We start from the raw sequence: 13,958 nt of genomic DNA, 5'->3' as shown, positions 1-13,958 counted from the left end.
CGTCCCTTCTATATTCCGGACCCATCCGCAAACCGGAGGTCTTCCGTTTTCTCAAATTCAGAAAGCACCTTCTGCCGGACGGCCTGAAAATCCGCTGACATCCGATTGCGCGGATGCGGAAGCTGAATCGGCATCAGGCTGTGCAGCCGGCCGGGCTTTGCCCTGAGGATCGCCAGCTTATCGCCTAAATAGACGGATTCATCAATATCATGCGTGACCAGAATCATCGTCGTTTTTTTCTCGCGCCATATATCAAGCAGCACATCCTGCAAATGTTTTCTCGTAAAAGCGTCAAGCGCCCCGAACGGTTCATCTAAAAGCAGCACCTCCGGCTCGCGCAAAAGGGCTCTGGCGATGGCGACCCGCTGCGACATGCCGCCGGATAATTCGCGCGGATAAGCGTTCTCCGCTCCCTGCAGCCTGACAACCTCAATCAGATCATCCACTTTTTTCCGAACGGCCGGGTCGTTCATATTGAGATCGGCAGCGATGTTTTGTTTTACCGTCAGCCAGGGAAACAGCCGGTGCTCCTGAAAGATAAATCCCTGCCGGATGCCCGGTCCCGACACATTGCGGCCGTTTATTGTGACAGAGCCTTTATAATCGGTATCAAGACCGGCAATCAATTTTAAAAGCGTGCTTTTGCCGCATCCGCTCGGACCGATGACAGTCAAAAATTCTCCCGATGCAATTGAAAGCTCAATATCATTCAGCACCGGCGTTTTCCGGCCTTCATACTCAAAAGCTTTTTCTTGTATGCTGATGGTTACAGCCATCTGTCTTCCCCTCTCCTCCTGCCGCGCGCGATCGAAAAACAAAAAGGCCCCCATCTCCGATTGCTTGCAGAGATGGGAGCCTTCGGCGGTCCGATCGGCAACCCGTTTGTTTTTAAATTTGAATATCATGTTAATTCAAATTATTCCGACTTGTCAACTGTTTTTTATAAGGATTAAAATACGCCCTCCGGCATAACCCTGCCAGAGAGCGCATCGGCTGTATCACGTATTTACTTCCTTTTCTTGACGGGCGATTTTCAATAATGTCCGCGCGTTGTTGCCGAAAATGTTTTCTATATCTTCTTCCCGCATATTGATTTCCCGGCAGGTCCTCACCTGCTCCTGAAGATATCTGTATACATATCCTCTCGGAAATCCGTTCGAATCCGTCCCGAAGATGATCCGTTCAGCACCGATTAATTCAGATGTCTTTCGAAACAGAATTTCCAAATCAAGCGGGTACGGCATCCACCTCATCCACTGATTTGAGCCGGACGTGTCAATATACACATTCGGGCAGCTCCAGCACAGCTGCAGCAGTTCCTGATAATATCCGGCGCCGAAATGCGGAATGATGAACGGAATATCAGCATACTCTCTCGCGACGCGGTAGATGGAGAGCGGGTTGATGTTGCGATGGCTGACAATGCCCCCCGCTCTTCCTAAAAGCCCGAAGTGAATTAATACAGGCAGCCTTTTGTCAGCCAGATACGTCCACAGCTTTTTCAGCGACGGATCATGAAAATCAATGTCTGTCAGCGGCCCGAACAGTTTATATCCTTTCAGACCGAGCTCTTCTACCGCTCTTTTCAGCTCTTCATACGCATCCTCCCGCTCCAAAGGATGATATGCAAATCCGGTAAATCTCGCAGGATTGGCTTGAATAAACGCCGCCATCCGGTCATTGCTCTCTGCTGTTAAAAAATTCAGCACGTCAATGCCGTACTTATCTAATTCATTCTCCCATCTTGTCATCAAAGCGATTTCGCCGTCATCGCCCTCAACATCATGTGGATCAGGAAAATCCCAAGTCAGATTCATTCTATCTGACCGCTCCCGGTTATAATCGGAAAATGTCTTATCGTTTTTGCCGAAATAAAGGCTGTACGGCAGATGACCGTGAATATCGACAGGTTTAAAATGCTGCCGGAAAAGCATACAATCGCCGCCTCCCTTACCGCCTGACAATAAAAAAAGGCCCTTATCCAGTGAAGAATAAGAGCCTCTTGTGTCCAAGTCAGCGGTTTCTATTTTTCCTCATCTTAAACCCATTATTCCCGCCAGTCAAGTAGTCTTTCAAACCCAAACCCTTTTTCGATAATAAAAATAATTATTTTATAATCATTATAAAATAATATTGACTTTTTAATGATAGGTGATATTATGTTTTTATAAATCTAAAGAGGTGATCACATGAGTTCAAATAAATTGACAACCAGCTGGGGCGCTCCTGTCGGAGATAACCAAAACTCAATGACGGCCGGCGATCGCGGTCCTGCTTTAATACAAGACGTCCATCTGCTTGAGAAATTGGCGCACTTTAACAGAGAACGCGTTCCCGAGCGTGTCGTTCACGCAAAAGGCGCGGGCGCACACGGTTATTTTGAAGTCACAAATGACGTTACAAAATATACGAAAGCCGCATTTCTGTCAGAAGTCGGTAAACGCACGCCGCTCTTCATCCGTTTCTCAACCGTTGCGGGCGAACTGGGCTCTAGTGACACAGTGCGCGACCCGCGCGGATTTGCCGTTAAGTTTTATACAGAAGAAGGAAACTACGACATCGTCGGAAACAATACACCCGTGTTCTTCATCCGCGATGCCATCAAGTTCCCTGACTTTATCCATACACAAAAAAGAGATCCGAGAACACATCTGAAAAATCCAACGGCCGTTTGGGATTTCTGGTCTCTGTCGCCGGAATCCCTGCACCAGGTAACCATTCTGATGTCAGACCGGGGCATTCCGGCGACTCTTCGCCATATGCACGGATTCGGAAGCCATACATTTAAATGGACAAATGATAAAGGCGAAGGCGTCTGGATTAAATATCACTTTAAAACAGAGCAAGGCGTGAAAAACCTTGATGTTAATACAGCTGCAAAAATCGCGGGCGAAAATCCCGATTACCATACGGAAGATTTGTTCAATGCGATTGAAAACGGCGATTTCCCCGCATGGAAATTATATGTTCAAATCATGCCGTTAGAAGACGCAAACACATATCGCTTTGATCCGTTTGACGTCACAAAAGTATGGTCTCAAAAAGACTATCCGCTCATTGAAGTCGGCCGCATGGTTCTGAACCGCAATCCGGAAAATTACTTTGCGGAAGTAGAACAGGCGACGTTCTCTCCCGGCACATTAGTCCCCGGCGTCGACGTCTCACCTGACAAAATGCTTCAAGGCCGGTTGTTCGCATACCATGACGCGCATCGCTACCGTGTCGGCGCGAACCATCAGGCGCTGCCGATCAACCGTTCCCGCAATGAAGTGAAAAACTATCAGCGTGACGGACAAATGCGTTTTGATGATAACGGCGGCCGCTCCGTCTATTACGAGCCTAACAGCTTCGGCGGCCCGAAAGAGTCACCTGAAGATAAACAGGCGGCATATCCTGTATCAGGTTTCGCTGACAGTGTAAGCTATAATCATCATGATCATTACACACAAGCCGGCGACCTGTACCGCCTGATGAGTGAGGAAGAGCGCGCGCGCCTTGTTGCCAATATCGTCAGTGCGATGAAACCTGTGGAAAAAGAAGAAATTAAGCTGCGCCAGATCGGCCACTTCTACAAAGCTGATCCTGAATACGGCAGACGCGTTGCCGAAGGACTCGGACTGCCATCACCAAAATAACATCAAAAAACCTGCCGGTCTGCCCGGTAGGTTTTTCCTGTTTATTATCAATAAAACCGTTTTTTCTCAATTATATGAAGTGGCATGCCGCAAAATGATGAAGCCCTTTTTCTGACAGCGCCGGACTTTTCTCAGCACATATCTTCTTGGCTGCCGGGCATCTCGTTCGGAATTTACAGCCTGAAGGCGGATCAGAGGGGCTCGGTATATCACCCTTTAAAATTATCCGCTCCCTTTTCGCTCCGGGATCAGGAACAGGCACGGCTGATAACAGCGCTTTCGTATAAGGATGAAGCGGCCGTGAAAAGAGCTCCTCCTTTGACGCGTATTCCACAATCGTCCCTAAATACATAATGGCGACCTTCGTACATAAGTGCTCCACCACGCTTAAATCATGAGAAATGAACAAATATGACAGCCCGTGCTGTTTTTGAAGGCTGCTGAACAAATTCATCATCTGCGCCTGGATGGAGACATCTAACGCCGCCACGGGTTCATCCATAATGATAAATTGCGGCTTGAGCGCCATCGCTCTTGCAATCACGATCCGCTGCCGCTGCCCTCCGGAAAATTCATGCGGATAACGGTCGATAAAGTTTGCGGAAAGTCCGCAGGCTTCAAGAACTTCCGCCGCTTTATCACGCGCGTTCCGCTTCACCGCCAATTGATGCTCGATCATCGCTTCACCGATGGCTTCTCCGATCCGACGCCGGGGATTTAAAGAACTGAACGGATCTTGAAAGATGAGCTGCGCTTCTGATCTGAAAGTTTTGAGCTCGCGCCGACTCATCCGAAACACATCACGCCCCTGAAAAAACACCTCTCCCTCTGTTTTTTCATGAAGCCTCAAAATGGTCTTGCCGATTGATGACTTTCCGCTGCCCGATTCTCCCGCTAAGCCGAACACTTCTCCCTTTTCTATCGTAAAACTGACACCGTCAACTGCTTTTACGGGATTTTTGCGGGTCTTTCTCATCCCCCCATGCTCCTCGTAATATTTTTTCAGCCCCTTGACCTCCAGCAACACATCACCCATCTGCTTTCTCCTCTCTGTAAAGCCAGCACGCCGCCTGATGCCCCTTCCCGAATTCAGTAAAATGCGGGCTCGATTTCCGGCATATTTCCATGCTGTGTTCAAATCGCTCCGCAAAATAACAAGACGATCCCGACAGGTCCGCAAGCTCGGGGACCTGCCCCGGAATGGTGTACAACATCTCTCTTCTTTGACCGATAACCGGCTTGGCCGCGAGCAGTCCTTTCGTATACGGATGCTTCGGATCAGAAAAAAGCTTTGCAACCGGTCCTTCCTCCACAATTTTCCCCGCATACATAACAATCACATAATCAGCCATTTCAGCAACCACGCCAAGGTCATGAGTAATGAATAAAATAGACGTGCGGAATTGCTTTTTCATATCCCGCAATAAATCCAATATCTGCGCCTGAATGGTTACGTCAAGCGCTGTCGTCGGCTCGTCGGCAATGATCAGTTTCGGTTCGCAGCTAAGCGCGACAGCCGTCATGATGCGCTGCAGCATGCCGCCGCTCAGTTCATGAGGATATTGGTGCATAACCTGCTCGGCATGCGGGATCTCCACTAACGTGATCAGTTCAACGGCCCTCCGCCATGCTTCTTTCTTACTCAGCAATAAATGTTCGCGAATCGGTTCGGCCAGCTGCTCACCGATTGTAAACACCGGATTCAAAGATGTCATCGGTTCCTGAAATATCATCCCGATTTCGCTGCCGCGGATTTTCTGCATGTCTTTTGGTTTCAATTCCAACAGGTTCCGTCCGGAAAAATGCACCGCTCCCCGTTCGATTCTCCCCGTCTCGGGAATAAGCTGCATAATGGACAATGACGCCATGCTTTTCCCGCAGCCGGACTCCCCTACAATACAAACCGTTTCCTCCTCATGTATCGTAAAGCTGACATCGTCCACGGCCTTTACCGCCCCCTCCTCTGTATAAAAAGCCGTTTCCAAATGCCTCACTTCTAAAAGCGGTTTTTTCATTTCATTTTCACCTGCCGTTTTACCTTAGGATCAAAAGCGTCTCTTAAACCGTCTCCAAGCAGATGAATCGCCACAACGGTCAGAAAAATGGCCGTTCCCGGCGGAATCCACAGCCACGGGCGGAGTGTAAAATCCATAAAATGATTCGCCGCTTCCATCATGTTTCCCCAAGAAGGTGTGGGCGGAGCAACGCCAAGCCCGAGAAAACTCAGCGCCGATTCACTCAGCATCGCTCCCGCCACATGCAAAGTCGCCGCTACCAGTAATAACGGCAATGTATTGGGAAGCAAATGATAGAGGATTTTCCGTTTATCACTAAGCCCCAAAACTTCCGCGGCCATCATAAACGGCTGCTCCTTCAGCGACAAAATCTGTCCGCGTACAAGCCGCGCCAGACCGGGCCATCCAATCAAGCTTAACATCATCATGATCAGGTACATCCTGTATTCAGAAGGCACTTTCCACTCCGACATCACCGCAGCCAAAATCAAAAGCAGCGGCAGGCCCGGGATGGACATGAGCATATCAGCGATGCGCATAATGATCATATCAGCGGCTCCCCGATAAAATCCGGCCGCAGCCCCGAGTAAAGAACCGATGACAAGCGACAGCACCATTGAAGCAAGCCCCACGGTCAGAGAAATCTGCCCCGCCAGCATCAGCCTCATCAGCACATCTCTCCCGTACTGGTCAGTTCCCAGCCAATGATGGATTCCCGGCTGCTGATTGGCATTTGAAATATCCGTCCGATCTGTTATGTACGGAGAAAAAGACGGCCCGATAAAGCACAATAAAAACATAAAACATAAGAAAAGAAGACTGATGACCGTCAGCTTATGCTGCAGCAGGCGGCGGTACGTCTGCTTCCAAAGAGAAGGCGGCACCCCTTTTTGTTTTTTCATTCCGAACACCCCCTATTTCAGCCTGACCCGCGGATCAACCGCGGCATAAGCGATATCCGCCAAGAAGTTCCCCACAATCGTTAAACAAGACAAAAACAAGGTAAACGCCATCAAAACCGGATAATCACGATAATGCACAGATTCCAGCTGAATACGTCCGACACCCGGCCACCCGAAAATCTGTTCAATAATGATGGCTCCGGAAAACAGTCCCGGCAGTTCAAAAGCAAGCAGGGTGATGGCCGGAATGAGCGCGTTTTTCAACGCATGTTTCCAGATGACGGTGCGCTCTTTCAATCCCTTCGCTCTCGCCGTTCTGATATAATCCTGTCTGATCACGTCCAGCATGCCGGAGCGGAAATACCTTGTCAGCGAGCCGATGCCGAGCATAGATAAAATCACGGTCGGAAGAATCATATGTCTGACGGCTTCAAGCACGTACGAAAAACCTGTACTCGTGCTTCCGGTATCAATCATCCCGCCGACGGGCAATATTTTCAAATCCACCCCCAACCACTTAATAAACAGAAGGCTGATAAAAAAAGACGGGAACGCCATGGAAGCAAATACAAGAAACGTCACGATCCCGTCAAACCATGAGTATTTCCTGACAGCGGATATGACACCCGTTATCATCGCGGCTGACCATGTGACAAGCAACGCCAAAAACGCGACAAAAAACGAATTCCAGACATATTTCCGAAGCAGTGACAGGACGTTCTCCTGATATTTCAAAGAAAACCCAAAATCTCCGCTGAGCACATTTCCGAGCCACGTCACATAGCGTTGCCAAATCGGCTGATCCAACCCGTAAAGCGCTTTTAACTCCTTCGCTCTTTCAGGAGTCAGGTTTACATTGGAATCAATATAGTCGCCCGGCAGCATGGCGAATAAGAAAAAAATAATAAAGGACGTACCGAATAAGATCACAAGCATTTGAATGAATCGTTCTGCGGCATACCGTTTCATAAAAAGCCCCTCCTTTCCGCTGAAAGGGCAAAATCCCCAGGATGCACCGGGTATTTTGCCCAACCGTTCTATTGAATTGAGACATTTGAGAGACTTGAACTGATTCCAGAATAATTGTCAGGCTCAAGCCCTTTTATTTTTCCGCTGACCGCCCTTGCGCTCTGACGGTAATGAATCAGAATGTAAGGCGGGTTTTCCCCGAGCTCCCGGTACAGCTGGTGATAAATCTCTTTTCTTTTGCTGATATCAAGCGTGCCGGCTCCTTTCTCTATCAGCCGGTCCGCTTTCGGATTGGAATACCCCGTTACATTATTGGGATGGCCGGAAGCCAGCTTTTCCACCGTGTCATTCGGATCAAGAATCTGCGAGGTGGAAACGGCGGCAAGGTCATATTGTTTGTCATTTATTTTCGCTACTTCTGTATTAAAATCCATCACTTCCGGTTTTAATGCGATTCCGATGTCCGCGTAATTTTCTTTCGCGATCGGAATAAAATCATCATCCGCTTTAGACGTGTAATAGCTGATTTCAAGCTTTTTGCCGTTTTTTTCACGTACACCGTCTTTGCCCGTTTTCCAGCCCGCTTCATCGAGAAGCTTTTTGGCTTTTTCAGGGTTAAACTCATACCGATTAACACCTTTGTCATCATAAGCCCACGAAACCGGAGACACCGGAACATTCGCGACCTCTCCGTAGCGTTTAAAGCGGACATCGACGATTTTTTGACGGTCAAGTCCGTAAATAAGCGCCTGGGACACTTTCTTATCTTGAAAAGGCGGACGCTTGTGATTGACGTACACAAGCCCGTAATCATTCACGACAGATATGCTTATATTGGCAAAACCGAGACTTTTTAAATGCTGAACCGTATCATCATCAGGTGAGAAAGAAGCGTAATCAAGGTCACCCGTTTCAAACAGCTGAAGGGAAGTTGACGGATCGATAATTTTATAAATCAGCTTTTCCGTTTTCGGTTTTCCGGCATAATAGTGTTCATTAGCCTGATAGCGTATTTCCTGTCCCGGAAGGTATTCTGTAAATTGATAAGGTCCCGCTCCGAGCGGTTTGGCATAAAGCTCTTTTAAATAGTCCAGTTTGCCGAATTGATATTTCTTCCCGTAGTAGGCTTCTGACAGCACCTGCCCTCCCAAAAGAAGCAGCGACTTCGCACTGACTTTCTCAGTCGTGATTTGAATGGTTCTGTCATTAAGGACGCGAATGCCCTCTATCGTCTTTGCCTTTCCTTCTTTGTAAGCCTTACCGCCTTTAATATAGGCCGTGGTGATATCTTCATAGCCCGCGTATGCAGGATCATGCAGCAGTGTTAGAGTGAATGCGGCATCCTTTGCGGTCAGCGGTGAACCGTCGCTGAAAACGAGATTTTTTCTTAAACGGAACGTGTAGGTAAGCTGATCTTTGGAAATATTCCAGCTTTCCGCAAGAGCCGGGGCAGGCTTCCCCATTTTATCCAGTTTGACTAACGGTTCAAAAATAGGATCTGTCGCATTTCCATCCCAGCCGTTTTCGTAGAAGTACGGCAGAAACACACCGCCCGGCGCGGAAATCCCAGCAACAAAAGTGTCAGTTCTGGCTTTCGATTTAGCGGGAATGGCCGCCGGATGAGAAGCTTTAAATTCCTTTGTCTTGACATGGGCAATACGTGTTTCTTCCTTTTTATCCGCCGCAGATGACGGTTCTTCCCCGGCGCTCCCTAACGCGCACCCTGATAACATGATGGATACCGACAGCGCGAGTACCGTTGTTTTTATCCTCCATTTTCTCTCCTTCATCTTTATCGAACCCCCGCATGCTTTTCATCTATCTTTATATAAATCTGCTCCATCTGTTCCTCATTTCTCATAATCTCCCGTTTGTTTTTCTCTACAAGCAGTTCGAAATTCAATGTGTATTTTCTGTACTTTTTTCGTTTTTTGCTCTTTTTGCGCACATGTGATACCTTTTTTAACGCCACTTTTCATCCCTCCGCTTTTCATTTCATTCATGACTTTCACGCAAAAAAGGCCCTTATCTGTTTAAAAGATAAGAGCCTTCGGTGATCCGATCAGCCATCGTTTGGAAATATGTAATGATTATGTTAATTCATACAATCCCTACCTGTCAACTATAATTTAAAATATCGTTTCCTTCCGGGGGTTTTCCTCATACACTCTCTCATTTTTCCGCATATGCTAGAAAACATAGCAGAGTACAAGTGAAAGTGAGTGAGAATGTGGAAAAGACAACATTGACCGGTCGCATCGTCAAAAAAGATGACCCGGACTATAATGCTGCAAGAACCAATATCAATTTGAGCCTGCAAAGATATCCAGACATCATTGTGTTTTGTCAAAACAAACATGACGCCCTCAATGCGCTGAGATGGGCGCGTGAGAACAATGTGCCTTTCCGTATCAGAGGCGGAAGACACAGCTACGAAAACTTTTCCCTGTTAAATGACGGACTAGTCATTGATCTCAGTGAAATGAAGAAAATAAGAGTAAATGAGGATAAGCGGCTGGTCTCGATTGAAGCGGGAGCCGAATTGGGGGAAGTCTACCGCACACTCTGGCGGTACGGCTTGACCCTTCCTGCGGGAACCATTGCGAATGTGGGAATCACGGGGCTGACGCTCGGGGGAGGAATCGGATATTTAACAAGGACAGCCGGACTTACTTGCGATCGTCTCCTCCAGCTCGAAATGATCATAGCGGACGAAAAAGCGGGTGCTGACTTGATCACAGTCAACCGTTCAAAGCACTCTGATCTATTTTGGGCGTCTCAGGGAGGAGGGGGAGGCAACTTCGGCATTGTCACATCCATGATGTTTAAAGCCGTGCCGATCTCGTGCGTGTCTGTTTTTTCTGTCACTTGGGGCTGGGATGATTTTGAGGAAGTATTTAACACTTGGCAGCGCTGGGCTCCATTTACAGACAACCGGCTTACCTCATCAATTCAGTTTTGGCCTAAGGAAGTCAACCGCATAGAAGCGCTCGGTCAATTTACCGGGACAAAGGATGAGCTGAAAGAACTGCTGGCTCCGTTAATGAAAGCGGGAAAACCGGCAAGCGGCATGGTCAAGACAGTGCCATTTATTAAAGCGGCAGCCTTTTTTAACAGCCCGGGAGGCAATCAGCCGCAAAAGATGAAGCGGTCAGGATCCTTTATTGAAAAACCATTATCAACACGCGCGATTTCCACTTTAAAGCGCTATTTAGAGCACGCTCCGAACGAAAACGCCAGTGTGTGGCAGCAATCTCTCGGCGGGGCGGCCGGACGGATCGCTCCGGACCAAACGGCATTCTACTATCGCAACGCAATCATTGCCCAAGAATATATTACAACTTGGACATCTGCTGAAGAAGAAAGACAAAATGTCCGCTGGATCGAAGGACTGAGAACGTCCCTATCAAGAGAAACGATGGGAGATTACGTGAATTGGCCTGATAGAGAAATCAGAAACTGGCTGCAAACGTATTACGGAGAAAATGTTCACCGCCTCCGTCAAGTCAAAACGAAATATGATCCGGAAAATATATTCCGCTTCGAGCAGAGCATTCCGCCGCTTCGCCGTTCACCGTTTTTCTAAAAAAGATGAAGATGGGCAAACTCCATCTTCATCTTTTCTTTTATTGATATAAGCGGCTTCCCTTCTCTGCAAACTCTTTTGCTTTTTCTTTCAGCCCTTCGTTGACGGCCTCGTCTTCAGTAAGTCCGTTTTCCTTCGCATAATCACGAATATCCTGAGAAATTCTCATACTGCAGAACTTCGGACCGCACATCGAACAGAAGTGAGCCGTTTTTGCGCCTTCAGCCGGCAGCGTTTCATCATGATATTCCATTGCTCTTTCAGGATCAAGCGACAAATGAAATTGATCACGCCACCGGAATTCAAACCGCGCCTTAGACAGAGCATCGTCACGGATCTGTGCACCCGGATGCCCTTTAGCAAGGTCTGCGGCATGTGCCGCGATTTTGTACGTAATGACGCCTTCTCTTACATCATCACGATTCGGCAGCCCCAAATGCTCCTTCGGCGTGACATAGCAAAGCATCGCCGTCCCGTACCAGCCGATCATCGCCGCGCCGATTGCTGAAGTAATGTGGTCATAACCCGGAGCGATATCCGTCGTTAATGGCCCGAGCGTGTAAAAAGGCGCCTCTTTACAAATTTCCAGCTGCTTGTCCATGTTTTCCTTAATTTTATGCATCGGCACATGACCCGGTCCTTCGATCATCACTTGCACATCGTGCTTCCACGCAATCTCCGTCAATTCTCCGAGAGTCTCCAATTCCGCAAACTGCGCTTCATCATTGGCATCCGCAATCGAACCGGGGCGAAGCCCGTCACCAAGAGAAAAAGCGATATCATAGGTCTTCATGATTTCACAAATTTCTTCAAAATGCGTGTACAGAAAGCTTTCCTGGTGATGAGCCAGGCACCATTGCGCCATAATCGCCCCGCCGCGGGATACGATTCCCGTCGTGCGTTTAGCCGTTAACGGGACGTAACGAAGCAGTACGCCGGCATGGATGGTGAAATAATCCACGCCCTGCTCCGCCTGCTCAATCAATGTGTCACGATAAATGTCCCACGTTAAATCCTCGGCAATGCCATTTACTTTTTCAAGCGCCTGATAAATCGGCACCGTCCCCACAGGCACGGGGCAGTTGCGGATAATCCATTCACGCGTCGTATGAATGTCTTTTCCCGTGGATAAGTCCATCATCGTATCGGCGCCCCAGCGAATCGCCCACGTCATTTTTTCGACTTCTTCTTCGATAGAAGATGTAACAGCCGAGTTGCCGATATTTGCATTGATTTTCACATGAAAATTCCGGCCGATAATCATCGGCTCGCTTTCCGGGTGGTTGACGTTAGAAGGAATAATCGCCCGTCCGCTCGCCACCTCTTCCCTGACAAATTCGGGAGACACATGCTCACGTATTGCGATAAACTCCATTTCAGGCGTAATTATGCCTTTTCTCGCATAATGCAATTGTGTTACATTTTTCCCCGGCTTGGCCCGAAGCGGTTTCCGCTGTAGGCCGGGGTATTCAGCGGCACGGCCCTCTTTTTTATAACCGTTGTCTTCAGGTCTCACGGTCCGGCCATTATATTCTTCTACATCTCCGCGCCCGGTAATCCACTTTGTGCGGAGCGCCCCCAGCCCTTCATGAATATCAATCTGTACATCCGGGTCTGTATACGGCCCGCTCGTATCATAAACACGGACCGGCGCATTCTCCTCTTCCCCGAATGCCCCCGTAGTCGCACTCAGGCTGATTTCCCGCATCGGCACTCGTATATCGGGCGAAGAACCTTCTGCATAAACCTTTTTACTGCCGGAAAAACTCGACATAATGGAAATGTTCGCTTGCTGTACTGATTGATTTTGCATACAAATCTCTCCTTTATCATTTGAATAACAGAACCAAGCTCAGCACCAGCACAAAAAAACCGGGTTCAAAGAAGAACCCGGTTTTGCAGTCAGAAAGAAACTATTATTGTTTTCATCAACAATAATAAAACCTTTACTTCCCCACGCTGGTACGAACCAGATCAGGTCCAAAGGGTTAAGAAGCCGCCGCTTCTCTCTCAGCCCGCTCAGACGGGCACCCCCAGTAACTATTGATTTCGCTCTCATCGTAACATAAGTTGTGTACAAAAAAAAGCATATTATCAAAATTCAGATAACGGTACGGTCATAAGCTCTGTTTCCCGAACGCCTTTTTCGGTATTAAAAACCCGATAACCCTTTGCGGTTTCCCTGGAAGAGACAGCCCGGAACAGCTGACCGTCTTTATAATGAAGCGCAGCGCCGTCATCAGCGGCATAGCCCTCCCTGAGTTTCTTTTCTGAAATCAGACGGTGATACACCGGCCGGCGCTCCGCTTCTCCGTCATAGTGCGGACAAAAGCTTCCCGGCAAAAATCCTAAAGCTCTTAACTCTCTCAAATCTCCAGCCGAATCCGTCAATCCTTCTTCATACCAGCAAATCGCCCCGGCGCTGAGACCCGCCAACATGATGCCGTTTTCCCAAGCCTCACGAAGAATAAGGTCAAGCCCCCACTCTTTCCATAAGACAAGCATATTGCGCGTATTTCCGCCGCCGACATATATAATATCTTTCTTCATGAGAAAGGATCTGAGATCAGAACCCGGCGGTTTAAACAGCGACAAGTGATCCGGCTCACCCCGCAGCTTTTGAAAGGCCTGATAAAACCTGCCGATATAATTCTCCGAATCTCCGCTTGCCGTCGGCAAAAAACAAATTTTCGGCTTTGCCCGCGCCGAATGCTCTAAAATATACTGATCCAGCACAAGATGATCCGGCTCCACGGAAAAGCCCCCGCCGCCCATTGCAATAATCTTCTTCAATGTCATCACCTCTTTTTTCCTCTAGTATAACAGCTCATAAAAAGGCGTTATCCCCATT

The 13,958-nt window shown here is 48.2% G+C and carries 12 protein-coding genes and 1 riboswitch; of the genes, 2 read left to right on the top strand and 10 right to left on the bottom strand.

Translation table 11 applies throughout. The features are described from left to right. Positions 1-8: 8 nt before the first annotated feature. On the bottom strand, positions 9-776 hold the full coding sequence (locus tag NYE62_RS04515; RefSeq protein WP_199022436.1) for an ABC transporter ATP-binding protein: 768 nt from the start codon (positions 774-776) through the stop codon (positions 9-11). Between the two features lie 222 nt (positions 777-998). Next, positions 999-1,934 carry an amidohydrolase family protein gene (locus NYE62_RS04510; protein ID WP_039062853.1) on the bottom strand — a complete coding sequence of 312 codons (936 nt, stop codon included), beginning with the start codon at positions 1,932-1,934 and terminating at the stop codon, positions 999-1,001. 255 nt (positions 1,935-2,189) lie between these two features. Here NYE62_RS04510 and katA point away from each other — a divergent pair, with 255 nt between their 5' ends. Then, positions 2,190-3,635, top strand: a complete 1,446-nt coding sequence (katA, locus tag NYE62_RS04505) for a catalase KatA (RefSeq protein WP_003155420.1) — start codon at positions 2,190-2,192, stop codon at positions 3,633-3,635. Positions 3,636-3,705: 70 nt separating this feature from the next. Here the strand turns inward: katA and NYE62_RS04500 are convergent, their stop codons facing one another. The 6 genes from NYE62_RS04500 to NYE62_RS04475 all read right to left on the bottom strand — a co-directional run bounded on the left by NYE62_RS04500 (position 3,706) and on the right by NYE62_RS04475 (position 9,493). Continuing rightward, positions 3,706-4,611 carry an ABC transporter ATP-binding protein gene (locus tag NYE62_RS04500; protein ID WP_306167745.1) on the bottom strand — a complete coding sequence of 302 codons (906 nt, stop codon included), beginning with the start codon at positions 4,609-4,611 and terminating at the stop codon, positions 3,706-3,708. Between the two features lie 52 nt (positions 4,612-4,663). Beyond that, complete coding sequence (locus tag NYE62_RS04495) at positions 4,664-5,650, bottom strand: ABC transporter ATP-binding protein (RefSeq protein WP_342497264.1); 987 nt, start codon at positions 5,648-5,650, stop codon at positions 4,664-4,666. Beyond that, the gene (gene opp4C / locus NYE62_RS04490) at positions 5,647-6,552 is read right to left on the bottom strand and encodes an oligopeptide ABC transporter permease (RefSeq protein WP_144464976.1); all 906 of its coding nucleotides are present in this window, start codon (positions 6,550-6,552) and stop codon (positions 5,647-5,649) included. The genes NYE62_RS04495 and opp4C overlap by 4 nt, the downstream gene beginning before the upstream one ends. 12 nt (positions 6,553-6,564) lie before the next feature. After that, a complete protein-coding gene (locus NYE62_RS04485) occupies positions 6,565-7,521 on the bottom strand; it encodes an ABC transporter permease (protein WP_241458076.1) in 957 nt (318 codons plus the stop codon). Positions 7,522-7,589: 68 nt separating this feature from the next. Continuing rightward, a complete protein-coding gene (locus NYE62_RS04480; protein ID WP_326254337.1) occupies positions 7,590-9,311 on the bottom strand; it encodes an ABC transporter substrate-binding protein in 1,722 nt (573 codons plus the stop codon). Between the two features lie 2 nt (positions 9,312-9,313). After that, complete coding sequence (locus NYE62_RS04475; protein WP_015417079.1) at positions 9,314-9,493, bottom strand: FbpB family small basic protein; 180 nt, start codon at positions 9,491-9,493, stop codon at positions 9,314-9,316. Between the two features lie 258 nt (positions 9,494-9,751). Here NYE62_RS04475 and NYE62_RS04470 point away from each other — a divergent pair, with 258 nt between their 5' ends. Next, positions 9,752-11,107 (top strand): FAD-binding oxidoreductase, encoded by a 1,356-nt coding sequence (locus NYE62_RS04470; RefSeq protein ID WP_144664197.1) that lies wholly within the window; start codon positions 9,752-9,754, stop codon positions 11,105-11,107. 40 nt (positions 11,108-11,147) lie between these two features. Here the strand turns inward: NYE62_RS04470 and thiC are convergent, their stop codons facing one another. Together thiC and NYE62_RS04460 are read right to left on the bottom strand one after the other, a co-directional pair. Beyond that, the gene (thiC, locus tag NYE62_RS04465; protein ID WP_020953945.1) at positions 11,148-12,920 is read right to left on the bottom strand and encodes a phosphomethylpyrimidine synthase ThiC; all 1,773 of its coding nucleotides are present in this window, start codon (positions 12,918-12,920) and stop codon (positions 11,148-11,150) included. A gap of 121 nt (positions 12,921-13,041) precedes the next feature. Continuing rightward, positions 13,042-13,152: riboswitch (TPP riboswitch) on the bottom strand. 49 nt (positions 13,153-13,201) lie between these two features. Then, positions 13,202-13,900, bottom strand: a complete 699-nt coding sequence (locus NYE62_RS04460; protein ID WP_342497263.1) for a peptidase E — start codon at positions 13,898-13,900, stop codon at positions 13,202-13,204. Positions 13,901-13,958 lie beyond the last annotated feature (58 nt).

This window comes from Bacillus sp. FSL K6-2861 (assembly GCF_038630725.1).
Lineage (GTDB): Bacteria > Bacillota > Bacilli > Bacillales > Bacillaceae > Bacillus > Bacillus velezensis.
This window is presented reverse-complemented; position numbering and strand designations above follow the sequence as displayed.